The organism is Chloracidobacterium sp., from assembly GCA_016716305.1.
Taxonomy (GTDB): domain Bacteria; phylum Acidobacteriota; class Blastocatellia; order Pyrinomonadales; family Pyrinomonadaceae; genus OLB17.
Genome location: JADJWP010000002.1, coordinates 1463267 through 1490242, shown reverse-complemented (window position 1 = coordinate 1490242; position 26976 = coordinate 1463267). Strand labels below are relative to the sequence as shown.

Here is a 26976-nt window from a genome sequence, read left to right as displayed (position 1 = left end):
GCCGTCGCGAGTGCGGAGATCAATATGTTGGTGTCGCTCATTGATTTATCTGACATACTCGATCGTACCTGCCTCGGCTGTTGGTAATAGGCGATTGAGTTCCGGCATCAATGGCAGTAGGTCGGCGATATCATTGGTAGGAGCGACAAGTACGATGAAGGCCAGATCAAAGCGGATGATGACTTGTTGATGTTCGATGTTTTGGTCGTTGGTCACGATAACGTCAAACTCTTGTTCGGCAAGCCTCAATAATTCGCCATTTTGCTTGCCGGCCCAGCCTGCTTCAGGAACTGTCTGAACAAGATCTGCGACGATGTGAGCTTTAAGCTTTCTTGGCAAACACTCGTCGAGCAGGATCTTCATTACCCGATCACCTCAAAGGAATGGCTAAGTTCATGCAGCAGACCAACGGCTTGCTCACGTTTCACGGTCGGAAAGTCATCGAGAAACTCATCAAGCGAATGGCCGCCTGCCAAATAGTCGAGCAGGCTCTGCACGGGAACGCGGGTCCCCGCAAAAACCGCCGCACCACTCATTACCTCCGGTGATTGCGAAATGACACTCGTCTCGATAGTTGTATTCATACGGTCATAATAGCGCAAATTAGCTATAATCGTGAGTCTTTTCAATGGCCTTTAACTGCCACAAACGTGGAAAAAGTTTCTGCCGGTTGTTGTTGAATATAGGGAGCTTCGGATGGTGCTGAAGCAGGTTAATCTATCGCCTTTTGAGAATAAGACGTTGCTTTTACCGTTCACAAGCCATTCTATGCGCTTCGTGAGATACTTTTGGTGCCTGATGAGGCACCTTCACCGCTTCGTGAGCGATTTCGGATTCAACGTTCAATCTATAGGCGGCTTTGCTCCTCGGGTAACCCGCCAAATTTCGAGCGAATCACTATCGGCAGGAACATCGATAAAAGTCATGAAAGTATGATAGCCAATCCCAGCATTAGTCAAACCGGTTAAAGGGGCTTCGCGCCAACTTCGTGCAGAATTGGAGGGCCTATCTTTGTCGTATCGAAGAACGATGAAGAGTTCATGACTCCTCTGACTTTTAATGTCATCGACGATTCGAAGTAACCGATCTTTATCTGACTCAGAAACCATTTTTTCGAAGGTGTCCAAGAAAACGGTTTCGGGAACCGTAAGATCGGGTTTATCTTCAGTAAACGTTCGTTCACATCGGGGGCGGAATCCGGTTACTGTTGCATACACGTCAAAGTCTTCTTTTGATTTTCTACGGACGGTCACTTCTGTTTCTTCCATTCCGCTGACAATCTCGCCTCCGATCGCTGACCAGCTGATGGAAATAGGACGATAAAATCCTTTGTAATCGACGACAATGCGAAATTTTCCGCTCTCGTTTGGCTGAACCTCAGTGGCGGGACCAAAAACTTTCACATCAGGGCATGGCTCCGGCTTGGTATCTTGCCCTCGCACGCCGGTACAGAATATCGCGCCTAGTAGAAGAAAAAATACCATTCGATACATGTTGTTCATTCTCATAAGGCAATTTCCTTAACACGGTTGTAGACGGTATCTCGCTCGACGGCTTCAAATCCGGCGTTTTGGATCATGGTGATGATCTCGGCTCAGGTCATTTCACACGGCCTGTCTTGAAAAACCTGTCGACGCCTGCAATCCGTTCGACTGATTCTTCTAAGCGAAAGAGCGTCGGAGGCACAGCCTGCTCTGAGGATTGTGGGGTAAGTCTGCCGGTCAGGCAAGCCTGACCGCCCGCCCAGTATTGGGGCAAGCCCAAGAGCGCAGGGCTTCGGGTCCTGTCTGACTTATTTGAGTTCTGCAGCGCGGCGCTCGTCGGCATCGGCCAAGTCAGGTTTTTTCATTTCGCGGTAAACCATCGCTCTGGCTTTATAGCCGTTTGCCCGTTTTGGTTGCACCTCAATGACTTTAGTAAAAGAGTCGACAGCTTTTTGGGGATGGCCGGTATAAAAATGCGCGATTCCCAGATTCATGTAGCCGTCAGCGAGATAGTCTGGATCACTTATTAACGAAACGTACTTTTCATAATCAGGAATCGCCATTGCAAATTCTTTCATGGCCGAATAGATAGTGCCACGATTATAATACGGCTCCGCATATGTAGGACTAACCTCAATGGATTTTGCGAAATCACGCAAGGCGTCGTCGACTCGACCCTGACTGCTATACACCACTCCGCGTTGTGCGTAGGCTTGGCCATATGTTGGATCGATCTTGATTGCCTGCCCGTAATCCTTCATGGCGTCGTCTATTCTTTTCATGTCTACGGACGAATTGGCTCGGTTGACAAAATATTCAGGCTTTTTCGGATTCAGCTCGATCGCCTTCGTATAGTCTGCGTATGCTAGGTCGGGCTTTTTGAGCGCTCTTTGTGATATGCCACGATTGTTATATCCGTCGGCAACGAATTCCGGTTTGAGACCGGGAATCATGATGTACATGCTGAACGACTCGACGGCCTGTGTGTGTGCCCCGCTCCGATGAAAAACAATTCCAATATTGTAGTAGTTCTCAGGGTTCGCGGGATCGGCCTGTAGTGCTTTTATCCGACCATCAAGCTGACACTTGAAATCGCGTTCACCGCACCCCCAAGTCTGCCCTTGGGCGTTCAACACAGCCAACGTCGCAATGCCCACGGCCAATACAAAAACTCTTCTCATATTCATGTTCCGTTCTGACCTCAATTCAAGCGTCGTTTGATGTAATTCAGTTACTGCGTTGCAGAAACTACGCACCAACCTTTTCCACGCGGTTGTAGATCGTGTCTCTTTCCACCGCCTCGAACCCAGCGTTTTGGATCATGGTGATGATCTCGGCTTTGGTCATTTTCACCTCGCCCTCGGCGGCGTAGGCGTGGGTGAGCTCGCCGCCGTCGGTGATGGTGCCGTCGAGGTCGTTGGCGCCGAAATGGAGGGCGGTCTGGGCGGTGGCCTTGCCGAGCATGACCCAGTAGGCCTTGATGTGGTCAAAGTTGTCGAGCATCAACCGCGAGACGGCGATGGTCTTGAGATTGTCGATCGCGTCAGGGCCGGGCAGGCTGTCGAGCGCGGTGCCCGGCGGGTAAAAGGCGAGCGGGATAAAGCACTGAAAGCCATGGGTTTTGTCTTGCTGTTCACGCAGGCGCACGAGGTGGTCGATGCGGTCTTCGATCGACTCGATATGGCCGTAGAGCATCGTGGCGTTGGTCTTGAGGCCGGCGTTGTGAACCTTTCCGGCCAACTCGAGCCAGCGGTCGCCGTCGCATTTGTGGTCGCAGATTCTTGAACGCGTCGGCTCGGCGAAGATCTCGGCACCGCCGCCGGGGCAAGAATCCATTCCGGCGGCTTTCAGCTTTTCGATGACGTCTTCGTCGGTCATCTTGTAGAACCGAGCAAAGAAATCGAGCTCGACCATCGTCAGGGCCTTCAGATGCAGCTTCGGAAACTCGCGCTTCAGTGACGAGAAAAGGTCGGTGTAGTACTCGAAGGGCAATTTGCTGTTAAGCCCGCCGACGATGTGGAGCTCGGTCGCCCCTTCGGCGACGGCTGAGCGTGCGATCTCGATGCCTTCTTCGATCGAGTGGGTGTAGGCGTCTTCTTGTCTCGCACGGCGATAAAAGCCGCAGAATTTGCAGTCGGCGACACAGATATTCGTGTGATTAAAGTGCCGGTTGACGTTGTAATACGTCGTCAGCCCGTGCTTGCGGCGGCGGACGGTGTCGGCCAGCTTGCCAAGAGCATTGAGGTCGGTGGTGTTGTAGAGCGCAAGGCCATCGTCAAAGCTGAGCCGTTCGCCGTCTTCGACCTTAAAGGCGATGTCGATCAGATCCCGATCAAATGAGAACTTCATATTATTGCTTTCGCCTGATAGCCCAAAGCGGATCTTTCGACAAAAGCTCAATTGAATTTTAACAAACTACGAACTGAAAGTCTTAGGCCGAGAGCTCAAGTAAAGCGGCATAAAAATCTCTTAAAATCAACGCAATTTCGCTCAGGCGTTACGTCAACAAGAAAAGTACCAACCAATTTGACCCTTTGTCCGCAAAATGGAGGCTGAAAATGGCGCAACTCTCGCAAACTAAGTTCCAAACCGCCGGCACGCGTAATTTTTGCTTTGCCGGATACCCATCGGCAAAGATACATAAAGAATCGACCGGTTCCGGCTGGAATCAACATCTTATCTTCGGCGACTACATACAGATACTCGACCTCGAGGTCAAAAATAACCGGATCCTCGTAAAAAGCCGAAACAGCCGCGGTTGGATCAGCGTCGACAAGGTCCAACGTGAACGCGTGCTCGAGGTAAATTTTATCGATATCGGGCAGGGCGACGGCTGCCATGTCGTAACGCCCGACGACCAGCATATTCTGATCGACGCGGGCGAAGGCGACAATATGGTCAGGTATCTGGTGTGGCGCTTTAACCTATACGGCAAAACGACGCCGTTGCCGATCCCCTTCAACGTGGTCATCAGTCATTCTGACGAAGATCACTTTGGCGGATTCGGGCATATTTTCAAGAGCCCGCTTTTTCAGATCGCAAAGATATTTCACAACGGCATAGTTCAGCGGCCGGGTGACGCCCACGACTTCGGGCAGGTAACCGCAGGCTACATAACGACGCTCGTAAAGGACACCGCCGAAATGCTGACGATAATCAGCGACCCACAAAAGCGAAAAGGAACCAACTCAAAATATCCGCAGGTGCTTTGGGCCGCCCTGACCCATAATCCGGGCGTGACATTCAAAATGCTCTCGAAGCAGGATGGATTCGTCGATGGGTTTGACGCACTTAATCAGGTGAATGGAAGGCAACTCTCGCTAAAGCTGCTCGCGCCGATAACCGAAAAAAGGAACGGAAAAGACGCTCTGCCGTTCATCAAAGACGTGGGCAAGTCGAAGAATGGCCATTCAGTGATGATCAGGCTCGATTACGGACATGTTCGACTGTTGCTCGGAGGCGACATCAACGAAGAGGCCGGCGAGGCGATAGTCGATCATTACAAAAACGCCGGTGCGCTCGGCGAACTGCAGGTCGATGCGGCGAAGGCGTGCCATCACGGGAGCAATCATTTTCACCTGCCTTTCATCGAGGCCGTAAATGCGGCGGCGACCGTCATCTCAAGCGGAGACGAAGAGAACTATGCGCACCCGCGACCGGACGCCATCGGAGCACTGGGCAAATGCGGTTTCGGCGATCGGCCATTGATCTTTTCGACCGAGATCGCACGCTCGGGCAAAGAGGTTTCGCGCAAGAGTCTCGAAAAGGTGAACAAACTTCAAAACGAGGTTGCAGCCTTACGGATCCAGCGAGATGCGATCATCGCCGCGGGTACGAATACGCCGGCTGACCAGGCAAAGCTTGAAGAGATCAAAAAGTCGCTGATCGCCAAAAACAAGACCATCAACTCGCACCTGACGAAATATGGAATGATCAATCTGCGGACCGACGGTGAAAAGATGATCATCGCTCAAAAGCTCGAGATCGACGCGCCGTGGGGAAAATGGGATATTCATGAGCTTAAGTTCGATCCGGCCGCAGGACGGTTCACTCTCGTCAGCTAAAGGCAATCGGGCCGTTTGACGTAAGTCATCGAATTCGTGTGAACTTGACAGGCTCGAAGGAGCGTCGATAAACTTCGGCGCACCTTTTGAGGCCGAGAATGAGAATCCTGATCCTTTTGATGTTGTTGACGGCGCCATTCTGCGTCGAGCCGGCAAAGGCGTTCGACCTCGCCATCGAGATCAAGCCGCAAACCGATGGCCACGTCCATATTCTGAGTCCCGAGTTGATAAAGATATGGAAAGGCCTCGGGATCCCGTTTTCACGCCCGGACGAATACTACTCAGACATCGACGCGATCTTAAGCAACACCGCGGTCAGACGGATAGATCTGATCTCAATGGCACATGTATTCTCTTCGGAAGAATTCGGCGGTTTCAAGAACGAGCGCGAATTGGTCGAAAAAGAGAATAGCTACGTCGCGGCGGCTAGGGATAAACACCCCGGGAAGACCCGCGCGTTCTGCAGCGTAGATCCGCTGCGGGACTATGCCCTGGACGAGCTCGAGCGATGCCGAACGACGCTAATAATGGACGGCATCAAGCTTCATCACAACGCCAATCAGGTATATCTTACGGTTCCGGGCCACTTGGCAAAGGTGAAACGCGTCTTCCAGTTCGCGGCCGACAACAGATTGCCGATCCTGCTGCATTTCGATAACAGCCACAGAAGGTTCGGAAAACCGGATGTGGATCTGCTCGTCGGTTCGATCTTGAAGGACCTTAAGCCGATCGATATTAGGATCGCGCATTTTGGTACTTCAGGCGGATTCGACCAGCGAACGCGGGGATTCCTGAACGCCTTCATCGACCAGCTTGCCACCGAGCCCAAGCTCAAAAAGCATCGGATCACGTTCGATATTTCGGCCGTTGCTCTCGATAAGGATAGCGAAGGCGTGCGCCGGTTGACCGTTGAAGAATTTGGCGTGCTGAGGCGATACATCCAGCGGCTCGGGCCGGAACGGATAGCTTTCGGAACGGATTATCCCCTTTACACTCCGGCCGAATACGCAGCGATCCTGAAGGGCCGCGTCGGGCTGACCGACCGTGAGATGCGGTCGATCCTAAAGAATGAATAAACACCTATGAAATACACAGTAACGATCGAGATCGAAAAGCCAATTGACGAGGTCGTTGCGTTGTTCGACAACGCTGACAACCTCTATGCCTGGATGGAAGGCCTTGAGAGTTTTGAACACCTGAGCGGCGAACCCGGCCAGGTCGGGGCAAAGTCGCGGTTGAAGTTCAAAATGGGCAAGCGCGATATTGAGATGATCGAGACGATCACCGTTCGCGATCTGCCCGATGAATTTACCGGGACGTACGATGCAGAAGGCGTTTTCAATATAGTCAAGAACCGATTTGAGGCGATAAACCCGACGCGTACCCGCTACATTTCAGAACAGGAGTTTCAGTTCACCGGTTTTATGAAGATCTTCGGCTGGCTGATGCCCGGAGCCTTTCGCAAGCAGTCGATGAAATATCTGGAAGCATTCAAGGCGTTTGCCGAAAGCCAATAGCCTCATCGTTTCGACACGGCCCGTTCAGAATTTTCGACAAGGTGATTGAAATCATATTGCGATCGCCGGATCCGTGGTAGCTTCATTTCGTAATTTCAATATTTCTCGCTCTGCAATTTGAGCGGATGGAGAAAAACCAATGAAGAAACTATGGATCTTGCTGGCCGCGGTTTTTGTCATTTCGTTCGCGATCCTCGGATGGGTCGGGAGCGAGATCTTCAGACAGGTTCCGCCGATCCCAAGGCAGGTCGTTACGACCGACGGGCGAGTGATGATACCGGAGGAGAGCGTCTCCACGGGTCAAAACGTCTGGCAGGCGATGGGCGGAATGCAGGTCGGTTCGATCTGGGGACACGGAAGCTATGTCGCACCTGATTGGACCGCTGATTACCTTCATCGCGAATCGATCTTCATTCTGAACGAGTGGTCCGGCGGGCGCTATGGAAAAGACGGCAGTTCGCTTCCGAGCGAAGAAAAGGCCGCTCTGCGCCAGCGTCTGCAGGATCTGATGCGGACAAATACCTACAACGAGGTCAACGGTTCGATAACCGTCGACCCGATCCGCGCACGAGCTTTCGAAGACAATCTCAAACATTACACGGACATTTTTTCGAATGGCAGCGATGATTACGCGATCCAACGCAACGCTCAATCCGATCCGGCAAAGCTTCGTGATCTGAACGCATTCTTCTTCTGGACGGCCTGGGCATCCGCAGCAAACAGGCCGAATAATACGATCTCGTACACAAGCAATTTCCCGTCAGAGCCGCTCGTCGGAAATGTCCCGACAAGTTCGGCGATCGTCTGGACCGGCGTCAGCGTAATAATGCTGATCGCCAGTATCGGAGGTATGGTCTGGTTCTACGCCGGGTGGCGCCGCGAACAGGACGACCACGACACACCGGAAAGCGATCCGCTTATCGGCGCCGGTGTCACGCCTTCGCAAAAGGCGACCGTCAAATACTTCGTCGTCGTCTCGCTCTTGTTTCTGTTGCAGATAGCGATGGGGATAATCACGGCCCACTACGGTGTTGAGGGCGGAGGCCTTTACGGAATTCCGCTTGCCGAATACCTGCCGTATGTAGTGACGCGAACATGGCACACGCAGCTCGGAATATTCTGGATCGCAACCGCGTGGCTGGCCGCAGGGCTCTACATCGCGCCTTACATATGCGGTTACGAGCCAAAATTTCAAAGGCTGGGCGTCAACCTGTTGTTCGGGGCGCTGCTTGTCGTCGTTCTTGGTTCGATGGCGGGGCAATGGATGAGCGTGATGCACCTGCTTCCGGGCGACCTTTGGTTCTGGTTCGGACATCAGGGTTACGAATATGTGGATCTCGGCCGCGTTTGGCAGGCCGCTCTGTTCGTAGGCCTCCTTCTTTGGCTTTTCCTCATCGCTCGGTCGGCGATACCGGCCTTAAAGCGAAACGACGGAAGCAGATCGCTCGTTCTACTCTACCTGTTCACGACCGCGGGAATCGCGTTCTTTTACGCTCCCGGACTCTTCTGGGGAATGCGCTCACACCTCACGGTCGTCGAATATTGGCGATGGTGGGTCGTTCATCTATGGGTCGAGGGTTTCTTCGAGGTGTTTGCGACCGTGGTGATCGCATTCCTTTTTGCACGGCTTCGGGTCATTCGCGCTGATCATGCCGCATACGCTGCGCTGCTTTCGGGCGCGATCTATCTCAGCGGCGGAATCATTGGTACGCTTCATCACCTATACTTCGCCGGGACGCCGACGGTCGCTCTGGCCTTCGGCGCCGTTTTCAGTGCGCTCGAGATCGTCCCTCTCGTGTTCGTTGGTTACGAGGCCCTGGAGAATATCAGGCATTCGCAGGCAAAACCGTGGCTGGCCCAATATAAGTGGATCGTCTATTTCTTTGTTGCCGTGGCCTTTTGGAATCTGGTTGGTGCCGGTGTTTTTGGATTCATGATCAACCCTCCGATCGCTCTCTATTACATGCAGGGGTTGAACACTACGGCAGTTCACGCACACGGAGCTCTTTACGGCGTTTATGGAACTCTCGGCCTTGCCCTCTTGCTGTTCTGTATGCGGGCAATGCAGCCTGAAAGAAAGTGGAACACTAAACTGTTGGGATTTGCCTTTTGGTCAATAAATATCGGAATGTTCCTCGAGCTTATGCTGAGCCTCTTGCCCATCGGGCTGCTGCAGACATATCAGTCTGTGAACGTTGGCTACTGGTCTGCACGAAGCCCCGAGTTCATGCAGACGGATCTGATGCAGTTTCTACGCTGGATGCGAATGGTGGGCGATACGATATTTGCGATCGGTGCGGTCGCATTCGTTTGGTTTGCGATGAAGATGATGCTGACACGCGACGTTCGGTCGGAAGGCGAGAAGATCGAAGACCTCGCGGCATCTTAAGCGATGATAACGGTGTGCCTGTTCGCTTTAGCGGGCGTGCACCGGCTGTTTTGCGTTCGGCCGGCAGCCGGGGTTGAACAAATTATGGAGAAACGTGACATCGAGGATCGTGAAGACATCGATCGACTGATGGGTAGTTTTTATTCGCGAGCGATAGCTGACCTTGAGATCGGATATATCTTTACCGATGTCGCAAAACTCGACCTTGCATCTCATTTGCCGGTCATTGGCGACTTCTGGGAGACCATATTGTTTCAGACCGGAGCTTACGCGCGCCATGGTAGAAATCCGCTGCAGATTCACGCTGCCCTTAATAAAAAGACGCCGCTGCGCATCGAACATTTCAAGCGATGGCTTGAGATCTTCGACTCGGTCGTTGACGAGGGCTTTGCCGGCGATCGCACAGAGTTTCTTAAATCGCGTGCTCGTGCGATCGCGAACCGTATGATGAGTTTTGTCAGTAGCGCTCCGTTAGCTGACGCTATAGAGTGAAGCGCCTGCTAAGCGGCCCGGCGGGATCCACGAATACCTTGCCGTTCTTTATTTCGATCAGTCCGGCGTCTGCAAATTTACGAATGACGCGAATGGTCGTTTCGGTCGTAAGTCCTGCCATTTCGGCGATGTCGCGGCGAAGGACCGTGATCTTCACAGGCGTGTCTCCTTTGCCGCGTTTCGCCAGCTTGAGCAGCACATGGCCGACCCGATGTTCGGGCGAGGCGGTCGCAAGATTTTGAATTGTTGACGTCTTTTCGCGGAGCATCTCGCACATCCAACCGATAACACCGAACGCAAACTCATCGTATTGGCGGATAAGTTCGAGAAATACCGGCCGATCCAACAGCAACAGTTCGCTCTGCACCATCGCGATCGCTGTGGACGGATACACCTTGCCGTCAAACACCGGCGGAACAGCAAACATCTCGCCTTGTTCAAATATCCCGAGAATCACTTCCTTGCCGGGTTCGAGAAACTGGATCATCTTGATCCTTCCGGAAATGACGATCGGGAGAAATGCGGCTTTATCACCCTCGGCAAAGACCTGTTCGTTCTCTGCAAACGGCCGCAGCTGACCGCGACTGTGGAGAGCCGTCGTCAGATCTTCGGATATCGATCTTAAAAACGGGATCATTTCGGCAGATCACTGAGATAAACCGCCCAACCGAACGTCGCCAGCAGGATCACGCTTACGAAGGCGTTCGTCGTGAAGAACGCAGCGTTCATACGGGAAAGGTCGTTGGGTCTTATAAGAGTGTGTTGGTAGACGAGCAACGCCGCAACGATAGCGACGCCGGCGACCGCCGGCCAGCCAAGCCCTGAGAAAGCGAGCAGCAAAAGAAGGACGATGAACGCCTGAAAGTGGAAGAGCCTCGCGATCCAGAGCGAGCGAGCGATCCCGAACCGTGCCGGGATCGATCGCAGGCCGGCTTTATGGTCAAAATCGTAATCCTGGCAGGCGTAAAGAACATCAAAGCCTGCGGTCCACATAAGAACGAAGAGCGACAAAAGGAGCGGGAGTTCTGAATCGATCGTTCCGCGAACTGCGATCCATGCTGCAGTCGGCGAGATCGCAAGAGCCCAGCCGAGCAGCACATGGGCAAAAGCGGTGAATCGCTTTGCGTATGAATATCCAAGAACACTCAGCAATGCGACCGGTGAAAGCGCAAATGTAAGCCTATTGAGGGAATATGCCGCGACAAGGAACAAAATGATCGACGCGAACAGAAAACCCCAGGCAAACCCTACCGAGAGTTTTCCGCTCGGCAATTCGCGATTCGCTGTCCTCGGGTTTGCGGCGTCGATATCGCGGTCAACGATCCGATTGAAGGTCATCGCCGCCGATCTCGCTCCGACCATCGCGACCGTGATCCATACAAGCTGTCGCCATGTCGGCAGACCGTTCGCCGCCATCACGGCGCCGAGAAATGCGAAAGGCAATGCAAAGAGTGTGTGCTCGAATTTGATCATTTCGAGCGTGGTCTTCAGTTTTGCGAAAATACCAGCCATCAGAAGCAGCGGTGTGCGATCATTTAACTTGGTCATCCGATCGGATCGAAGAACGAATTGTAGCAAAACCCGACCGGAATTGCAGACCGCGCTTTGTTCGTTCGCCAAACCGTTGCAATATATCAAAGAGCAGCGATCTCAAAGCTGAGTGTATGCCCGGATCTCGAACTCACGACGCAGTAACATTGCTTTTGACAGCACCGGCCGCCGCTGCAGCTTATGCCGCGGGGTTGGATATTGGGGGTTCTGCGCTCGTTGCAGCGAGCTTTTTATTTGGCGGATTGATGTTCGGTCCCGATCTCGACATTCTCTCGAAACAACATTCGAGATGGGGTGTTCTGGGGTTTCTATGGTATCCCTACAGGTCTTTTTTCAAGCATCGTTCGCGTTGGTCGCACGGATTACTCTTCGGTACGCTGATCCGTGTTATCTATTTTATGGGAGCAGCGACACTGCTTTCTTTCGCGGCGGCATATCTGATCGCAGCCTACAACGGCTCCGATCTTCCACGCCTATCTGAGCTTGCGTTGACGTGGAGCGTGTTAGGTGAATCGGTGAGGTCGAAGACAAGCACCTATTTTCTGCCGGCGATCTTTGCCGGTCTGTGGTCGGGTGCCGCAAGTCACACGCTGACCGACATGGCGGGATCGTACGTCAAGACGGGCCGTGTGACCGAATTTCTCTAGGACGACTTGCCTTTCCGAGCCTGCGAAAGCCTCAGAGCCTGGCGGCGGACCGCATCTGAAACATTTTTGTTCTTCGACAGCGCATCCAGGTCGCGGCCCTGCAGCCGGGTGAGTATCGACAATACGTTGGCGATCGGCGTCCGCGGATTCCGTGCCAGATTATGCACGATCGAATAGCTTCGTGACCACTGACGATTATTGGCCAATTGTCGAAGAACGTCCTCGGTCACGGAACGCATCGCCGCGATCTTTTCTACTTCTTGTTCGGTGATGCGCGGATTGTTGACCACGGCCTGGCAAACGATCCTGTTGGGGTCGCGGATCAGGATATTGCGGGCCTCGCGGTCGCCCTTCATGGCGAGCTTGACGCGGTCTTTCATACCCATCTTCATGATTCGGTTGATGACCGAGATCCGCTCGTTGGGCATATCTGCATCGTCGATCTTCATCTCGCCGATGATCTTGTCGACGATACGCTGTCGTTGCTCTTCTGTCTCTTCGTAGAGTTCTTCGAGAAATTCAAGCCCCATCCAGGAATCGTCGGTCTCGCTGTCAGGGACCTCGATCATCGAGGCTATCAAGAGCGCGTCGTCGAGATTCGCTTCCTCCGAGGCAAATTCGGCCTGTTCGATAAATTCGGCGGCCGCCTCTTTACCTTGAGCGCGAAGTTCGTCGGCTATCTGCTGTGCACCGCGTTCCTTTTCAAAGAACTCGCGTTTTGTTTCTGCTGCCCGACGCTCGGCCTCTGAGGTCCGGTTCGGGTTGCCGATGATCGCATCGATCAACGCCGGCGTTCGGATCAGCAATTGCTGATTCATCGAGATCAGTTCGAGCAGTTCGCCGTCCTGAGTATTGCGGGCGAACGTGACCATCGTCGATTGAGGCGTCTGAGGATTTAAGATGATCGCCTCGTGGAGCGACTTTTCGATGTTCAGCTTCCCGGCGTAATACGAAAGTACGGATTTCGGCACGTCCTCAGAGCGGAGCGTTTCGCGCAGCAGGACAGTATCCTGCGTGTTCAATGTCTCGCGGGCGTGCTCGGCGATCTCGGCATCATTTGCCGCAGCGAAGGCGACGAGCACTTCAAGCAGATCGTTCGGCGGCAGCGGGAGCATTCCCCGCGCTGCGGCGAGCTGCGCTGGGCGCGGAGCCGACCCTTCGATTATCGCCTTAACAACTGGATTCGCCGATTCTATCGTGGACTGCATATTCTGCTGGACAAACAGGAGGATTGGAAGTATCTCGTACTTTGACGCCGAGTGCGCCCCATTACCGGCATTTTAACACAGATATTGAGGCGGTTGACTAACTCGAGTGGGTAACTTAAGTTTAGTTACATGAGGGGCTTATACAGCCCGATCGCAAAAAATGATTAAGAATGAACTAAGATCGCTGATCGCTGACAAAAAGGCCCGGATCGGCGTTATCGGCCTTGGATACGTAGGATTACCGCTCATCGTAGAGTTTGGCCTGAAGGGCTATGAGGGTATCGGGTTCGAGGTCGATCAGAAGAAAGCTGACGATATCAACGCCGGCCGCTCGTATATCGTCGACGTAACAGATGAGAATGTTAAAGCGTGTGTCGATGACGGCAAGCTTTCCGCGACAACGGACTTCGGCCGCCTTGCTGAATGCGACGTCATTATCATCTGCGTCCCCACGCCGCTGCGAAAGACCAAAGACCCGGACATGTCCTTCATCATCGCGGCGGGCGAAGAGATACAGAAATATCTGCGCCGGGGACAGATGATCATCCTGGAATCGACCACCTATCCCGGTACCACGGACGAAGTTCTCTTGCCGATGTTCGAGGAAAAGGGCTTTAAGCTAGATGATGATTTCCTGCTCGCGTTCTCGCCCGAGAGGGTCGATCCGGGCAATCCGCAGTTTCAGACACACAATATACCAAAGGTGGTCGGCGGCGTCTCTAAGGATTCGACCGAGATCGCGTCTTTCCTATATTCACAGATAGTCGACCACGTTCACAGCGTTTCTTCTGCCCGCGTGGCAGAGGCATGCAAGCTTTGGGAAAACACTTTCCGAGCGATAAACATCGGCATGGCCAACGAAATGGCACGGCTATGCAACACGCTCGGTATCGATACCTGGGAGGTCGTGAAGGCAGCGGCGACGAAGCCTTTCGGCTTTATGCCGTTTTATCCCGGGCCGGGCATCGGCGGCCACTGCATTCCGCTCGATCCGCATTATCTTTCGTGGAAAGCTCGTCAGCACGGTTTCGATTCGCAATTCATCAGCCTTGCCGAACAGGTGAACTCAGGCATGCCGGCATATGTCGTGAAGCTTGTTTCTACGGCGTTGAACGATGTGAAAAAGGCTGTCAATGGTTCAAAGATACTCATCCTCGGCGTCGCTTACAAGAAAGATATCGACGACATGCGCGAATCGCCCGCTTTATCGATCATCGATCTTCTGCGTTCACGTGGGGCGGATCTCAAATATCACGATCCGTTCGTCCCTGAGGTCACTTTCGATCATGCGTATACGATCGGCGATGGCGAACCTATCTTTAATCAGGAACTGACAGACGAACTTATCGCCGATTCAGATTGCGTGATCATATGTACCGAACATTCGGGCGTCGACTATCATCGCGTGTGCCAACTCGCCTCGCTTATCGTTGATACGCGAAACGCGCTTTCTCAAGACCAGCGAAACGGCAGCAACGCGAAGATCGTTCGGCTCTGATCGATCTTCCGGACAAAAAAAAGACACAAGCCTGAAGATCTCAGGCGTGTGTCTTTTTTGATTCCCTATCAGCGGATCTCGACCGAACCGATCATGGGCCCGGCTTTTCTTCCATCGGATAACCGGCGGTTCGCCAGGCGGCGGTTCCGCCAAGTAATGCATATGAATCGTTGAATCCTTTACTACGCAGTTGAGCAACCAGACCGGCGCTCGAATTTTCGGCCGGTCAGGAACAGTAGGCAATTATCTTTTTGCCTTTCGGTATTTTGTTCAGGTTGGCCTCGAGTGCGCCGGCGGGCACATTGATCGCACCTTTGATGCGGCTTGACGCAAATGATGCCGCCGAATGCGTGTCGATGAAGACGGCGCGGCCAGCGTCAAAATCCACCTTTGCGTCTGCAAGAGAAATTCGCGGTACGCCCGGATATGGTATCGGTAGCGGCGGTGCGGCGGCCGGCGTCGCACCAGCAGCGGCGGTGTTCTTCGGAGGCGCCGGCTTTTCCGCCTCGGCGCAAGCCGCGACAAAAACTGCTGCGGCGATCAAAACTAATACACTGACCTTCATTAAGTTCTCCTTGATCCTGAAAACTAAAACAGTTGGCAATATTTATCTGGCACCAAAGGCCGCCAGTACTTCATCGGCGTGTTCGGCTACTTTGACCTTATCGAAGATCTTCACGATCTTGCCTTTTTCGTCGATAAGAAATGTCTTTCTGAGCGTGCCCATATACTTTTTCCCGTACATGCTTTTCTCGCCCCAAACGCCGTAGGCCTCGACTATCGACTTGTCGGTATCAGCGATGAGATCGAAAGGAAGCTCGTATTTTGAAATGAATTTTTGATGCGACCTCTCATCGTCGATCGAAACGCCGATGACCGCGATCCCGGCCTTTTTCAGGTCGCCGAAGCCGTCACGCAGTGAGCAGGCCTGCTTTGTACAACCCGGTGTATCATCTTTAGGATAAAAATAGATCGCGAGCTTCCTGCCTTTGAAATCAGATAGCTGAACCGTCTTTCCGTCCTGATTCTTGCCTTTGAAAGCCGGAGCTTTGTCACCTTCTTTGATCATTATTCCTCCTTGTTCGTAACACCCCGAGTTTATCACGTGCGTTGAGATCGCCGAAAAGGCGCCGGTCGGCGTCACTTCTTTTTTCCGAAGTTCCAACGCAAGCCGGTCGCAAAAAGAAAGTCATTTCGCTTTGCATTGCCGGCCGGATCGTTATTGAAACGGTTGCCGATCGTGAACTGGAGTCCGACGCGCTTGGTAATATCAGCGGAGACAGACGAATCGAAAAGAAAGCGGAATTCGTTCCTGTCGGTGGCGTTCTGAAAGAACGTGAAAGTTTGTTGGAATTTAAGCCGTCCGTTGAACTGATGTTTTAGGGTGTTCCCGGCAAGAATCTCGGGCGTGTCGGTGTTCGGCCCGACCTGCCATGTGCGATTCCAGGCTCCGCCCGCGAGAACGTCGATCTCGGTCTTTTCGTTCTTGACCATGTGGCGGCCGATGCCGCCGCCAAGCACCGAGCGAAAATACAGTTTCTTTGGACGATCTCGTTCAAAATCGTATGAACCGAAACCGAAAGTCCGGTCGCCTAGATTGCGATCGTATCGGGCACCGCCCCACACGGCATTCTGCGTTGTCGCGATCGCAGCGTTTCGGTTACTGTACCAAAGGCTGCGGGCATAGACGGTCAATTTGTCGCGGCCGCCGGTCTTGACCGCGCGAATGCCGGTCGTCATCGTGCTCGTTCGCGAATTACCGGTCGTGTAGCTGAAGCCGATATTTGCATTTCCTTCCCAGCCTTCGGCGATGCCCATAAAGCGACCGCCAAAAAGGCGCGGGCCGCGATCGACGGCACGAGGCCGCGGCGGTTCCTGTTCTAAAACCGCGGAGTTTGGCGCAACCGGCGCTGCTTTTATCGGTTCAGGTACTTTTGCGGTGCCGAGGTTTGCGCTTTTCGATCTGAGCTCCGTGATCTTTTCGACGTGTGCAGCGACGATCGTGACCTTTCCGGCATATTCCGTCTCGATAACTACGGTCTCGTCATTTTTAGAGACGATCTTGCCGCTGAGTCGGTCACCGTTCTTCAGGGTTATCTCGGTTTCGGCGGCCAGGGCAAATGCATTGAGGAAAATAAGCGGCACCAGCAGCCAAGCAATATACTTGGTCATTTTGTTATCCTTCGGGCGTATATTTAATTGATCGGGGCGAACCGCCGGATCAGGGCGAACCTCCTAAGATATCATTATGAAATCGCAAAGTGAATCAACAGTGCTTATGACGCGACCGGTCCGGTCTTTGAGATCGGGTAGAATATGGTGAGCTAAGGAAATGAGATATATCCCGGAGAATATAGCGATAACCAGAGTTAACCGCCTGAAAGAAAATTTCGCAGAGCGGATCCGACTCGAATATGAGGTGCGGGCCAAGGACTGTGCTTCATGCGAGACGCCGGGCGCTTGCTGCCTCGATGCGCATTTTGTGAATGTACATATTTCGAAGCTCGAGGCCGCTGCGATCGAGCGCGTGCTGCGGCGTCTTCCGGGCGCAACACAACAACAGGTCATCGAGCGGCTGGAAAACGCGATCGAAAAATACCGACTAAGCGAGAACGGCGACACGTATTCGCAGACCTACGCCTGTCCGCTTTTCGAGAAAGGTGTTGGATGTCTCGTTCACCGCGAAGGTAAGCCGTTGCCGTGCATAACCCACGCGTGTTACGAGAAAAAAGACGACGTGCCGCACGAGCGTTTGCTGGCCGAACAAGAGGCGGTCGTTGACCGAATGAACCAGCGCGTTTACGGCCGGCCGGCCCGATGGCTCCCGATACCGCTCGCTTTGAGAGAGGCGATCAAAAACGCTTGAGTTTTCCGCCAAGTATCGTCATCGGGATCAGCATCGCCGAGAAGACGACGTGATACCACAACGGGATTATCGACCAGGTCATCGACACGATGAAGAGGCCGAATGCAAGCAGCAGGATCCCAAGCGTCAGCGTCGACTTCTTATTTTCGCCAGCGATGAGAGCCGCAAGATAACCCGAAACGAACGAGACAACGATGCCGCGAAACACGTTGAAGACCAAGATCGTTGTTTCGGCCGTGAATGGTTCCTTGTTGAACGTCGCCTTTTCGAATGCGATCTGGTGAGCACCGAACCAATCAGCGAACACCGCGCTCAGGACCTGTTCGCTACCAACCCACAAGATCGACCAGGCAAGAAAGCCGGCGATCACCGCCAGAATTATCCGGATCATGTAGTTCTCCTTTAGGCAGACGCTGCGTCAAATTTCTTGAGCTTTCCGCCGACGACCGACATCGGTACCAGCAGCAGCAAGAAGATCGCGTGATACCAGATCGGCAGATAATTCCACGCCATAAGCTGGACCATCACGCCGAAAAGCAGCAAGAGTATGCCAAGTATCATCGGTGAACGGGCATTTTCGCCTGCGATCAGAGCGGCAAGATATCCGGCAATTATCGAAAAGATCACACTTCGTACGATGTGCATAAGCAAAATCGTCGAATCAGGCGAAAACTCCGACTTATTGAACATCGCCTTTTCAAAGCCGATCTGGTGAGCACCATACCAATCCGGTGAAACCGACTGAAGCACCTGATCGCTCCCTATCCAAAGAATAGACCACGCAATGAAACCGCCTATCACAGCCAGGATGATTTTAACCATACGCTCTCCTCTGCAAATTTTTCGATCGGGTCAGGCAAGCACGGCAGAACAGCCGCGGCGCGGCGATTATAGGTCAACTTCCCGAACGAAACAAGCCATCTGCATCCGTCGTACGAAAGTAAAAAGGGCGGGAAATCCCGCCCTTCCTTACATCAGGCGATCGCGCGTTTATTTTATCTGAAGTTCGAACGGAAGAAGCATCATCGCTTCGCCGCGTTTCATTGTGTCGAAAAGCGCGGCATATCGAAATGCCCGCCTGGCATCTTCGGGCAGCGAGTCGATCAACGCTCGCTGTGCCTTCTGCTCGGCAGAGACGGTCGATTCCTGACTGCCGAATAGCGTTTCTATGAATGGCCGCGGGGCCGGCAAAACGACCCGCCGAACGTCCTTATCCGCAGGCAGTTTCGCCAGCTCCTTGGCGATGCTGATCGCTTTCTCGAGACCGCCGAATTCGTCGATCAGTCCATTGGCCTTTGCTTGGGTGCCCGTCCATACGCGTCCCTGACCGATCGTGTTCGCCGCCTCGACGGTCATATTGCGGCCGGATGCGACCTTCGGAATGAAGTTGTTGAAGTAGATGTTATTCGTCTGCTCTTCCATCTTGGCCCGCTCATCGGCATTCCATTTTTCGGTTTCGCGAAATATCCCGGCGTTCTTGCCGCGCATCGTATATTCGTTGGTTACGCCGAGCCAATCGTAGAGGCCCTTGATCACCGGTTTGCCGACGAAGACACCGATCGAACCGGTGATGGCCGTCGGCTGTGCGACGATCTTGCTCGCATTAGTAGAGATATAGTAACCGCCCGATGCGGCGACATCGCCCATCGATACAACGACCGGCTTCTTGGCCTTGGCATTCTCGATCGCACGCCACATGAGATCGGATGCAAGAGCCGATCCGCCGGGCGAATCCACACGAAGGACGATCGCCTTGATCGAATTATCGGCCGCCGCCTCATTGACCGCTTTGACAACGGTATCCGAGCCGACCATATTGCCGCCGAACGGGCCGTCGTTCGAGCGGCCGACGTTTATCGCACCGCTCGCAAAGATTATCGCAACGCGTTCGCCATTGTTCAGACCGAGCGAATCGGACGGAATATCGCGATACTGGAATCCGCTGATGGTCCGTAGCTTTTCGTCAGCCTTGTAACCGAGCCTCGTCTTAAGCTCTTCGTGAACCTGATCGATATAAAGAGCGCCGTCGATCAAACCCTGCTCTTTTGCCTGTCCGGCATTGTACGGAGCATTGTCGATGATCGCCTTTACATCCTCGGCGGACTTGCCGCGCGATTCGACGATCGCGTTGGAGTAGCGGCCATAATATTCGTCGAGGATCGCATTGATCACTTCTTTCTGACCCTCGCCCATTTCTTTGCGAGTATATTGATCCGGAGCATTCTTGTATTTTGGCCCGATCTGAATCACATCAGCTTCGATCCCGAGCTTGTCGAGCGAACCCTTATAAAACATTGCCTCGGCGGCGAACCCATTGATCCAAAGATCACCCGGCGGCGGCATGTAGATCTTTTCAGCGGCTGTGGCGATGAAATAGTCTCGGTTCATCCCGAGCTGCATATATGCATAAACAGGTTTGCCTGACGAACGGAGATCTTTGATCGCATCGCGGAGTTCTTCGGCCCGGCCCCAGCCGATGCCCGGAAAGTTTATATCGAGCAGTACCGCACCAATGCGGTTGTCGGCTTTCGCTTTCCGCAATTGCGTCAAAAGGCTGGTGAAACTCTGACCCTGCGAGATCCCGACCGCTTTTGCGACCGGATCTTCGGGAATATAGTCAGGAAGATCGCCCGAAACATTGAGCACCAAAACGCTGTTGTTCGCGACGCTCGGCCGCCCGATCTGATCGGCGATCAGCGCAATGCCGATGATAGCGATCAATATCAGCACAAGAGACACTGCTCCGGTAATTAGTAGGATCTTGGTTGTTTTAGAAGTAGCCATTATAAATATTTTCTAAATTCGAATTTCGATCAAAGCTCCGCGAATTGCCGCGGCTCGTAACAGTTCTAATACGCTCAGCGTCAAAAAAAGGTTTATTCCGCACGATATTCTAGCGTTTCGTCACAGCGAGCGGGCGAGGGGGTAGATCACGGGATCCGGCAAACGATCAGGTTTATTACCCCAAATGCCTTTCGCCGAATTTCGAGAACCTCCAATCCGGCGGCCGCGGCGATATCCGCCGTTCGGCGATTGAAATGGTCATCGATCAACGCAACCGTCAAGACGTTCAATGCATCGAAAACGACTCCGAGTGGTCCTTCGGGCCTGACATGTTCGAGCAGAACGAGAGTTCCGCCCGGTTTGACGACACGGAGCAGTTCACTGAAAGCCAGTTTTGGTTCCGGGATCGAACAAAACACAAGAGTTGCGAATGCAGCATCGAACGAATTCTCATCAAAGGGTAATGACTGCGCATCGGCCTGGACGAGCTGGTTCGATCGTCGTTTCGTCACGGCGACCATGAGCATCTCGGAGGCGATCTCGCTCGAGATCGCGATCTTTGAGGTTGGGTAGAATTTGAAATTGGCTCCGGTTCCGGCTCCAAGTTCGAGAATTGCGGCGTCCAAAGGCAAAACGCTGAGTGTCTCGGAACGCCAGCGGCCAAGGAATCGTTTCTCGAAAGGTGCAAAGAGCCGGTCGTAAAAACGCGCAAAACTGTCGTAGACGGCCATATCAGCATCGACGATATCGCACCGTTTGCCGTAAGCCAAAGCCGTGCGTCCGATACATCGGCAGATAGGCGCGCGTCTTTGCTCAGTTGCGGGTTTGAGTTATATTCAACGTTTATGGCCAAGAAAGGTTCGATCCTCATCTGCGACGACGAAGAGATCATGCGCGACGTTTTGGAGACAATTCTCTCGTCCGCGGGTTATAAGGTCGATCTGGCTAAAACCGGCGAAGAGGCGATCGAACTCTATACAGAACGAAACCACGATGTTGTTCTGATGGACGTTTCGATGCCGGGAATGGGCGGCCTGACGGCCCTCGAGGAACTGATAAAGCTCGATCCGGAAGCCGTCGTTCTGATGATCACGGCATTCGCGACGTTTGACACTGCGATATCGGCCTGGGAAAAGGGCGCGACAGGTGTTATTCGCAAGCCGTTTCAAAACGATCAGATCCTGACCTTTATTTCGAAGGGTGTAAAAAAACGCCGGAAAGAGGAAGAACGACAAACACTGCGGCAGGTGATGACCCGTTCTGTACGGCGAGACGCGATCATTGGCCGGTCAGAAAAGATGGAAGAGATCTTCCGTCTTGTCGAGCGAGTTGCTCCGGCACGTTCGACAGTTTTGATCACCGGCGAAAGCGGTACGGGAAAAGAATTGCTGGCCAAGGCGATCCACGAAGCGAGCCCGCGGGCCGACAAGCCATTCGTCGTGGTCAATTGCTCGAATATCCCGTCGGAATTGTTGGAATCAGAGCTTTTCGGACACACAAAGGGAGCGTTTACGGGTGCGGTCGCCGCAAAAAAAGGGTTGTTCGAGGTCGCTGACACGGGCTCGATCTTTCTTGACGAGATCGGTGATCTGCGGCCCGAAACGCAGGTCCGATTATTGCGCGTGATCCAGGAACGCGAATTTACGCCGCTCGGGGATACGACCCCTGCGAAAGTCGACGTCAGGATCATCGCAGCCACGAATGTCGACCTAAAAGATGCGGTGAAGAACGGATCGTTTCGCGAAGACCTTTATTACCGGCTCTCGGTCGTTCCGATAGAATTGCCTTCATTGAGGCAGCGGCCCGAAGATATCCTGCCGCTGACCAAGCATTTCATCCGCAAATATAACGAAGAGAATGGCCGGTCGATCTCAGAAAATCTATCATCCGAAGTTCTCTCGCTGCTTGAGAACTATTATTTTCCGGGCAATGTGCGCGAACTTGAGAACATAATCGAGCGTGCTGTGGTAATTGCGACGACCGACGAGATCTCGGTGGAGTGTTTGCGTCCTGAAGTTCGTGATCCCGGCGTAACGCATGCGCTGCTGCAGCAGACCGAGGGGGCATCGGCCGAGATCGACATCGCCCGCGGCGTGAATTTTTACGATGAAGTTAAGCGATTTGAGATCGATCTGATCCGAAGAGCCCTCGACCAGACCGGCGGTCACCAATCAAGGGCAGCCAGGCTTTTGGGGCTGAATGCGACCACTTTGAACTCCAAGATCAAGTCCTACAATATCCACATTCGTTCCTGACCCAGCGAATCCTTACAAATTTATCCAAATTTCCGTGCAAAAACTCGAAAATTTGGTCAGTCTGACACGTCAGCGGGCGTTTTATCCCAGAAAACGCAGCGGCCCTGGGCTGAAAAATGACACCTAAGCTAAGCGTTTGCAATAGGTTAGGCAATACATTGTGCATTTCATTCATTTTCACAGCTCAATGGCACGGCGCTTGCACTTTTTGAAGAGTCACTTTGACTTCCCAATTTTAAGAAAGACCAATTAGGAGGACTTGTAATGCGAAAATTTGTTGTTTCCTCTTTGCTGCTTTTCGCAATGGCCGTGATCGGCCTCGCACAGTCCAATACGGGTAACCTCACGGTTAACGTATCGGATGCGTCGGGTGTGATCCCGGGTGCGACTGTCGTCGTCAAGGACGAACAGACAGGCAGCGAGAGAACATATACGACCGGCAACGGAGGTTCGATCTCGGTTGCACAGTTGGACGCAGGTACATTTACGATCACCGTTTCGGCCCCCGGCCGCAAGACGAGCGTAACGACCGGCGTTAAGATCGACATCGCGCAGACGACCGTCCGCAATGTCACGCTCGAACCCGGTGAGGTAACCGAGGTCGTCGAGGTCGTCGCCGGAACCGAGGTCATCAACTCGGCCAACGCTGAACTCTCGAACACCGTCGGCACACGACAGATCCAGGATCTGCCGCTGAACGGCCGCAACCCGCTTGCGTTGATCGCTCTTCAGGCCGGCACATCGGCCAACGGTGCGACCAATACGACCATCAACGGCCAGCGTACCTCGTTCACCAACATCACCCGCGATGGTTTGAACATCCAGGACAACTTCATTCGTGCAAACGCGACGGACTTCGTTCCGGATCGCCCGAACACGGATGACGTAGGCGAATTTACGATCACGACCCAGAACGCCGGTGTTGAGGCCGGATACGGTGCGTCGCAGGTTCAGCTCGTGACCCCGCGTGGTTCGAATCGTTTCACCGGTGCCGGTTTCATCTACAACCGCAACTCAAAGTTTGGCGCCAACGATTTCTTCCGAAATCGTCTTGGCCAGGCAAACCCGTTCCTTAACCGTAACCAGTTCGGCGGACGCCTCGGCGGCCCGATCATTAAGAACAAATTGTTCTTCTTCGGTTCGTACGAAGGATTCCGTCTCCGTCAGTCGACGAACGTCAACTCGACCGTTCTTCGTCCGTCGGCACGCGCCGGTATCTTTACCTACCGCGATACGTCGAACGTAGTTCGAACGCTGAACATTTTCACTGCGGCACAAGGCCCGAATCCGGGAACCGTTACCGGTATCGATCCGCTTATCCAGAGCCGTTTTCTTGCCAACATGCCGGCAGGTAACAACGAGAGCATTGGTGACGGATTGAACACCATCGGATACAGCTTCACCAAGAAGCAGGACCAGGATCGTGAAGCCGTAACGCTTCGTTTCGACTACGACATGAATTCGCAGAACTCGATCAACGGTGTTTGGTCGTGGCGTGATGAATTCCTTCTCCGTCCTGACGTTGATAACGGCGGATTCAACAACACACCGTTCGGTTTTCAGGTTGCCAAGACCTGGACGACCAACGTTGCGTGGCGGTATACGCCGAGCTCAAACCTCACGAACGAACTTCGTGTCGCTAACCAGCTCAGCCGGCCGCAGTTTGACCGCAACAATCAGCCGAGCGATTATTTCGTGACCCTTCCGGTCGTGACCAGCCCCGAATCGACCTTCCAGACACAGGGACGTAATACGTCGACCTGGCTGGTCTCGGACAATGCTGTTTACACCTGGGGCGATCACTCGATCCGCTTTGGCGGCCAGATCGCCTGGTATCGTATCAATCCTTATGGCCCGGGCGCCTTTGGTGCTTCGACCATCCCGACCATCACGATCGGTACGAACACGACGACTCCGTCGATCCAGAACAACGCCACCAACTTCCCGACCGGAACACTTTCGGCGGCACAGCTTGGAACGGCAAACGGGATGCTCGCTTTGCTTGGCGGTATCGTTTCAGCGAACACTCAGACGTTCAACGTAACGAGCCAGACCAGCGGCTTCGTTCCGAATACACTTCCGAACCGCCGTCTGCACTACGAAAACTATTCGTGGTACATCGGTGATTCGTGGCGTGTGAATCAGCAGTTGACGCTCAACTTCGGTCTGCGTCACGAGATCTTCACGCCGGTCAGCGAACCGGATGGTCTCGCTCTCGAGCCGGTCATCGGTTCGAATGCCGATATCGTTGCCGCGGTCCTTAACCCGACCGGCACCTATAACTTTGTCGGCACGAACAATGGCGACAACCGTTTCTTTGGGACCGACAAGGACAACTTTGCTCCGAACGTCAGCTTTGCCTGGGCACCGTCATTCGACGGAGCTCTTGGCAAACTCTTCCCGGGCGAAGGCAAGACGGTCTTTCGCGGCGGATTCAGCATCAACTATGTTAATGACGAATTCGTCCGTTCCGCTGACAACGCCCTTATCGGCAACCAGGGCCTTTCGGCTGCTCGTACGATAACGAACCAGAATGGCCGCCTGAGCACGTTCAATGCAACGCTTGCTGCTCCGACCTTCCAGGTTCCGCGTACCTACGCTCAGAACAACGCACTTGCCGCTCTTCAGGGAACGGTATTTGCGATCGATCCTGACATGAAGACGCCGAGCCTCTATCAGTGGACTGTTGGCATCCAGCGCGAGCTGCCGTGGAAGACCGCGGTCGAACTTCGCTACGTTGGAAACCGCAGTACCAACCTGATCCGTGGTTTCGACTACAACCAGGTCATCATCGGTCAGAACGGTTTTGCGGCTGACTTCAACCGTGCTTACTCGAACGACCGTCTCTGCCAGGCTGCGAACCAGACCACACCGGGTTCGTGTACGACCGGTGCGGCTTTCAACGCTGCGATCACCGGTAGCCAGGTGTTGACCGTATTCCCGAATCTTGGCGGCGGCGGTCTGCTTACAAATGCGACCATCCTCAGCCAGATCCGTGCGGGTACGCCGGCCGACCTTGCGATCACCTATTTGATCAATGGTCTCGCCGGTTCGGTCCAGCTCGTTCCCAATCCGAACGCGTTGGTCGCTGACGTACTCACCAACGGTGCAGAGTCGAACTACCACTCGGCACAGCTCGAGTTCCGACGCCGTTTCGCTAACGGATTTTACATGCAGGCAAACTACACCTTCGCAAAGGCTTTGACCGATGCAGCCGGTGTAGGACAGACCCGCTTCGATCCGCTTATCGACAACGCTCAACAGAGGCTTGAATATGCCGTGGCCGATTTCGACACACGTCATACCTTCAACTTCAACGCCATTTACGAACTTCCATTCGGCAAGGGCAAGCGTTGGGCAAATCAGGGCGGCATCCTCGATTACATCATCGGCGGATGGCAGATGACGGGTATCGTTCGTTGGTCGTCGGGTGCACCTATCACCTTTACCGACCCGCGTGGAACGCTCAACCGTGCAGGACGTTCGGGCCGCCAGACAGCGAACTCGAGCCTGAACCATGAGCAGATCGCAGCTTTGATCGGCATTTTCCGCACACCTTGCGGTGTTTACTGGATCAATCCTTCGGTCACGAACATCAACCAGAACGCGCTCAATGCCGGACAGTGCGGCAGCCTTGGTCTCGGAAACGCGGCCAACGGTTTTGGAAGCACACCGTTCTCAGGACAGGTGTTCACCAACGTTGCTCCGGGAACGACCGGTGCACTTCCGCGTAACGCATGGCGTGGCCCGACGTTCTTTAACATCGATGCTTCGCTGTTCAAGAACTTCCGCATTACGGAACGCGTTCGTTTCCAGGTCCGCGGAGAAGCATTCAACCTGACCAACAGGGCGAACTTCTTTGCTGGCCTGTTCAACGGAAACATCAACAGCACGACCTTTGGCCGTGTTACCACAACCTTTGGTCCGAGGATCTTCCAGTTCGTCGGCCGTGTTGAATTCTAATTTGTCCGGCGAAAGCCGATGAATTTTTCGGGCAGAGACCATTGGGTTTCTGCCCTTTTTTTGTTTGTCGACAATTTGGTCTTATCGATTGACTTGTATTATAATCCGTTGCATCGAACTTAAAGGGCAGTTGGTTTTGCGGTCTTCGGCCATACTATAGCGGCTTTTTCTCACCTCCGTTGTATGGTTCCAAAATCGTTTTGTTCAAATTGTTCGCTCTCTTAATACAAAAATATCAAGAGTAAAAGCAGAAAGATC

The 26976-nt window shown here is 53.5% G+C and carries 25 protein-coding genes; 10 read left to right on the top strand and 15 right to left on the bottom strand.

Annotation, left to right across the window (positions count from 1 at the left end):
- Nucleotides 1-45 precede the first annotated feature (45 nt).
- The 5 genes from IPM28_08675 to mqnE all read right to left on the bottom strand — a co-directional run bounded on the left by IPM28_08675 (nucleotide 46) and on the right by mqnE (nucleotide 3833).
- Entirely contained in the window at nucleotides 46-363 is a 318-nt protein-coding gene (locus tag IPM28_08675) for a DUF5615 family PIN-like protein (protein ID MBK9173069.1), read from the bottom strand.
- Complete coding sequence (locus IPM28_08670; GenBank protein ID MBK9173068.1) at nucleotides 363-584, bottom strand: DUF433 domain-containing protein; 222 nt, start codon at nucleotides 582-584, stop codon at nucleotides 363-365. The genes IPM28_08675 and IPM28_08670 overlap by 1 nt, the downstream gene beginning before the upstream one ends.
- Nucleotides 585-842: 258 nt before the next feature.
- Complete coding sequence (locus IPM28_08665; protein MBK9173067.1) at nucleotides 843-1502, bottom strand: hypothetical protein; 660 nt, start codon at nucleotides 1500-1502, stop codon at nucleotides 843-845.
- A gap of 290 nt (nucleotides 1503-1792) precedes the next feature.
- On the bottom strand, nucleotides 1793-2665 hold the full coding sequence (locus tag IPM28_08660; GenBank protein MBK9173066.1) for a tetratricopeptide repeat protein: 873 nt from the start codon (nucleotides 2663-2665) through the stop codon (nucleotides 1793-1795).
- Between the two features lie 67 nt (nucleotides 2666-2732).
- Nucleotides 2733-3833: an aminofutalosine synthase MqnE gene (mqnE, locus tag IPM28_08655; GenBank protein MBK9173065.1), complete on the bottom strand. Its 1101-nt coding sequence runs from the start codon at nucleotides 3831-3833 to the stop codon at nucleotides 2733-2735.
- 209 nt (nucleotides 3834-4042) lie between these two features.
- Here mqnE and IPM28_08650 point away from each other — a divergent pair, with 209 nt between their 5' ends.
- From IPM28_08650 to IPM28_08630, 5 genes are all read left to right on the top strand, one after another.
- The gene (locus IPM28_08650) at nucleotides 4043-5548 is read left to right on the top strand and encodes a hypothetical protein (protein MBK9173064.1); all 1506 of its coding nucleotides are present in this window, start codon (nucleotides 4043-4045) and stop codon (nucleotides 5546-5548) included.
- 98 nt (nucleotides 5549-5646) lie between these two features.
- Entirely contained in the window at nucleotides 5647-6624 is a 978-nt protein-coding gene (locus tag IPM28_08645; GenBank protein MBK9173063.1) for an amidohydrolase family protein, read from the top strand.
- 6 nt (nucleotides 6625-6630) lie between these two features.
- Complete coding sequence (locus IPM28_08640; GenBank protein MBK9173062.1) at nucleotides 6631-7065, top strand: SRPBCC family protein; 435 nt, start codon at nucleotides 6631-6633, stop codon at nucleotides 7063-7065.
- 139 nt (nucleotides 7066-7204) lie between these two features.
- Nucleotides 7205-9454: a nitric-oxide reductase large subunit gene (locus IPM28_08635; protein MBK9173061.1), complete on the top strand. Its 2250-nt coding sequence runs from the start codon at nucleotides 7205-7207 to the stop codon at nucleotides 9452-9454.
- An 84-nt stretch (nucleotides 9455-9538) separates the two neighbouring features.
- Complete coding sequence (locus IPM28_08630) at nucleotides 9539-9946, top strand: group III truncated hemoglobin (protein ID MBK9173060.1); 408 nt, start codon at nucleotides 9539-9541, stop codon at nucleotides 9944-9946.
- Here IPM28_08630 and IPM28_08625 read toward each other — a convergent pair.
- Together IPM28_08625 and IPM28_08620 are read right to left on the bottom strand one after the other, a co-directional pair.
- Complete coding sequence (locus IPM28_08625; GenBank protein MBK9173059.1) at nucleotides 9936-10583, bottom strand: Crp/Fnr family transcriptional regulator; 648 nt, start codon at nucleotides 10581-10583, stop codon at nucleotides 9936-9938. The genes IPM28_08630 and IPM28_08625 overlap by 11 nt on opposite strands.
- Nucleotides 10580-11458 carry a UbiA family prenyltransferase gene (locus IPM28_08620; protein MBK9173058.1) on the bottom strand — a complete coding sequence of 293 codons (879 nt, stop codon included), beginning with the start codon at nucleotides 11456-11458 and terminating at the stop codon, nucleotides 10580-10582. Before IPM28_08620 ends, IPM28_08625 begins: the two co-directional genes overlap by 4 nt.
- A gap of 152 nt (nucleotides 11459-11610) precedes the next feature.
- Between IPM28_08620 and IPM28_08615 the strand changes: the two genes are divergently transcribed.
- Nucleotides 11611-12144 carry a metal-binding protein gene (locus tag IPM28_08615; GenBank protein ID MBK9173057.1) on the top strand — a complete coding sequence of 178 codons (534 nt, stop codon included), beginning with the start codon at nucleotides 11611-11613 and terminating at the stop codon, nucleotides 12142-12144.
- Here the strand turns inward: IPM28_08615 and IPM28_08610 are convergent.
- On the bottom strand, nucleotides 12141-13352 hold the full coding sequence (locus tag IPM28_08610) for a hypothetical protein (GenBank protein MBK9173056.1): 1212 nt from the start codon (nucleotides 13350-13352) through the stop codon (nucleotides 12141-12143). The two genes, IPM28_08615 and IPM28_08610, sit on opposite strands and share 4 nt — an antisense overlap.
- A 160-nt stretch (nucleotides 13353-13512) precedes the next feature.
- Between IPM28_08610 and IPM28_08605 the strand changes: the two genes are divergently transcribed.
- A complete protein-coding gene (locus IPM28_08605) occupies nucleotides 13513-14850 on the top strand; it encodes a nucleotide sugar dehydrogenase (protein MBK9173055.1) in 1338 nt (445 codons plus the stop codon).
- 226 nt (nucleotides 14851-15076) lie between these two features.
- Here IPM28_08605 and IPM28_08600 read toward each other — a convergent pair whose 3' ends face one another.
- From IPM28_08600 to IPM28_08590, 3 genes are all read right to left on the bottom strand, one after another.
- A complete protein-coding gene (locus IPM28_08600; protein MBK9173054.1) occupies nucleotides 15077-15415 on the bottom strand; it encodes a hypothetical protein in 339 nt (112 codons plus the stop codon).
- Nucleotides 15416-15457: 42 nt separating this feature from the next.
- Complete coding sequence (gene bcp, locus IPM28_08595; protein ID MBK9173053.1) at nucleotides 15458-15922, bottom strand: thioredoxin-dependent thiol peroxidase; 465 nt, start codon at nucleotides 15920-15922, stop codon at nucleotides 15458-15460.
- A 68-nt stretch (nucleotides 15923-15990) separates the two neighbouring features.
- Entirely contained in the window at nucleotides 15991-17022 is a 1032-nt protein-coding gene (locus IPM28_08590) for a DUF481 domain-containing protein (GenBank protein ID MBK9173052.1), read from the bottom strand.
- A 160-nt stretch (nucleotides 17023-17182) separates the two neighbouring features.
- Here IPM28_08590 and IPM28_08585 point away from each other — a divergent pair, with 160 nt between their 5' ends.
- Nucleotides 17183-17716, top strand: coding sequence for a hypothetical protein (locus IPM28_08585; protein MBK9173051.1), 534 nt, complete (start codon nucleotides 17183-17185; stop codon nucleotides 17714-17716).
- On the opposite strand, the gene IPM28_08580 is transcribed toward IPM28_08585, so the two are convergent.
- From IPM28_08580 to IPM28_08565, 4 genes are all read right to left on the bottom strand, one after another.
- Complete coding sequence (locus IPM28_08580; GenBank protein ID MBK9173050.1) at nucleotides 17703-18107, bottom strand: hypothetical protein; 405 nt, start codon at nucleotides 18105-18107, stop codon at nucleotides 17703-17705. The two genes, IPM28_08585 and IPM28_08580, sit on opposite strands and share 14 nt — an antisense overlap.
- A gap of 11 nt (nucleotides 18108-18118) precedes the next feature.
- Nucleotides 18119-18538, bottom strand: a complete 420-nt coding sequence (locus IPM28_08575; GenBank protein ID MBK9173049.1) for a hypothetical protein — start codon at nucleotides 18536-18538, stop codon at nucleotides 18119-18121.
- Nucleotides 18539-18706: 168 nt separating this feature from the next.
- The gene (gene sppA, locus IPM28_08570; GenBank protein ID MBK9173048.1) at nucleotides 18707-20500 is read right to left on the bottom strand and encodes a signal peptide peptidase SppA; all 1794 of its coding nucleotides are present in this window, start codon (nucleotides 20498-20500) and stop codon (nucleotides 18707-18709) included.
- 146 nt (nucleotides 20501-20646) lie between these two features.
- Nucleotides 20647-21270: a methyltransferase domain-containing protein gene (locus IPM28_08565; protein MBK9173047.1), complete on the bottom strand. Its 624-nt coding sequence runs from the start codon at nucleotides 21268-21270 to the stop codon at nucleotides 20647-20649.
- Between the two features lie 75 nt (nucleotides 21271-21345).
- Here IPM28_08565 and IPM28_08560 point away from each other — a divergent pair, with 75 nt between their 5' ends.
- Nucleotides 21346-22755, top strand: a complete 1410-nt coding sequence (locus tag IPM28_08560) for a sigma-54-dependent Fis family transcriptional regulator (protein MBK9173046.1) — start codon at nucleotides 21346-21348, stop codon at nucleotides 22753-22755.
- Nucleotides 22756-23019: 264 nt separating this feature from the next.
- Nucleotides 23020-26718, top strand: a complete 3699-nt coding sequence (locus IPM28_08555) for a carboxypeptidase regulatory-like domain-containing protein (GenBank protein MBK9173045.1) — start codon at nucleotides 23020-23022, stop codon at nucleotides 26716-26718.
- Nucleotides 26719-26976: the final 258 nt, after the last annotated feature.

Excerpts from the sequence above, each read along its gene's own strand:
- IPM28_08675 (MBK9173069.1), bottom strand. The coding sequence starts at position 363 with ATGAAGATCCTGCTCGACGAGTGTTTGCCAAGAAAGCTTAAAGCTCAC.
- IPM28_08670 (MBK9173068.1), bottom strand. The coding sequence starts at position 584 with ATGAATACAACTATCGAGACGAGTGTCATTTCGCAATCACCGGAGGTA.
- IPM28_08665 (MBK9173067.1), bottom strand. The coding sequence starts at position 1,502 with ATGAACAACATGTATCGAATGGTATTTTTTCTTCTACTAGGCGCGATA.
- IPM28_08660 (MBK9173066.1), bottom strand. The coding sequence starts at position 2,665 with ATGAGAAGAGTTTTTGTATTGGCCGTGGGCATTGCGACGTTGGCTGTG.
- mqnE (MBK9173065.1), bottom strand. The coding sequence starts at position 3,833 with ATGAAGTTCTCATTTGATCGGGATCTGATCGACATCGCCTTTAAGGTC.
- IPM28_08650 (MBK9173064.1), top strand. The coding sequence starts at position 4,043 with ATGGCGCAACTCTCGCAAACTAAGTTCCAAACCGCCGGCACGCGTAAT.
- IPM28_08645 (MBK9173063.1), top strand. The coding sequence starts at position 5,647 with ATGAGAATCCTGATCCTTTTGATGTTGTTGACGGCGCCATTCTGCGTC.
- IPM28_08640 (MBK9173062.1), top strand. The coding sequence starts at position 6,631 with ATGAAATACACAGTAACGATCGAGATCGAAAAGCCAATTGACGAGGTC.
- IPM28_08635 (MBK9173061.1), top strand. The coding sequence starts at position 7,205 with ATGAAGAAACTATGGATCTTGCTGGCCGCGGTTTTTGTCATTTCGTTC.
- IPM28_08630 (MBK9173060.1), top strand. The coding sequence starts at position 9,539 with ATGGAGAAACGTGACATCGAGGATCGTGAAGACATCGATCGACTGATG.
- IPM28_08625 (MBK9173059.1), bottom strand. The coding sequence starts at position 10,583 with ATGATCCCGTTTTTAAGATCGATATCCGAAGATCTGACGACGGCTCTC.
- IPM28_08620 (MBK9173058.1), bottom strand. The coding sequence starts at position 11,458 with ATGGCTGGTATTTTCGCAAAACTGAAGACCACGCTCGAAATGATCAAA.
- IPM28_08615 (MBK9173057.1), top strand. The coding sequence starts at position 11,611 with ATGCCCGGATCTCGAACTCACGACGCAGTAACATTGCTTTTGACAGCA.
- IPM28_08610 (MBK9173056.1), bottom strand. The coding sequence starts at position 13,352 with ATGCAGTCCACGATAGAATCGGCGAATCCAGTTGTTAAGGCGATAATC.
- IPM28_08605 (MBK9173055.1), top strand. The coding sequence starts at position 13,513 with ATGATTAAGAATGAACTAAGATCGCTGATCGCTGACAAAAAGGCCCGG.
- IPM28_08600 (MBK9173054.1), bottom strand. The coding sequence starts at position 15,415 with ATGAAGGTCAGTGTATTAGTTTTGATCGCCGCAGCAGTTTTTGTCGCG.
- IPM28_08590 (MBK9173052.1), bottom strand. The coding sequence starts at position 17,022 with ATGACCAAGTATATTGCTTGGCTGCTGGTGCCGCTTATTTTCCTCAAT.
- IPM28_08585 (MBK9173051.1), top strand. The coding sequence starts at position 17,183 with ATGAGATATATCCCGGAGAATATAGCGATAACCAGAGTTAACCGCCTG.
- IPM28_08580 (MBK9173050.1), bottom strand. The coding sequence starts at position 18,107 with ATGATCCGGATAATTCTGGCGGTGATCGCCGGCTTTCTTGCCTGGTCG.
- IPM28_08575 (MBK9173049.1), bottom strand. The coding sequence starts at position 18,538 with ATGGTTAAAATCATCCTGGCTGTGATAGGCGGTTTCATTGCGTGGTCT.
- sppA (MBK9173048.1), bottom strand. The coding sequence starts at position 20,500 with ATGGCTACTTCTAAAACAACCAAGATCCTACTAATTACCGGAGCAGTG.
- IPM28_08560 (MBK9173046.1), top strand. The coding sequence starts at position 21,346 with ATGGCCAAGAAAGGTTCGATCCTCATCTGCGACGACGAAGAGATCATG.
- IPM28_08555 (MBK9173045.1), top strand. The coding sequence starts at position 23,020 with ATGCGAAAATTTGTTGTTTCCTCTTTGCTGCTTTTCGCAATGGCCGTG.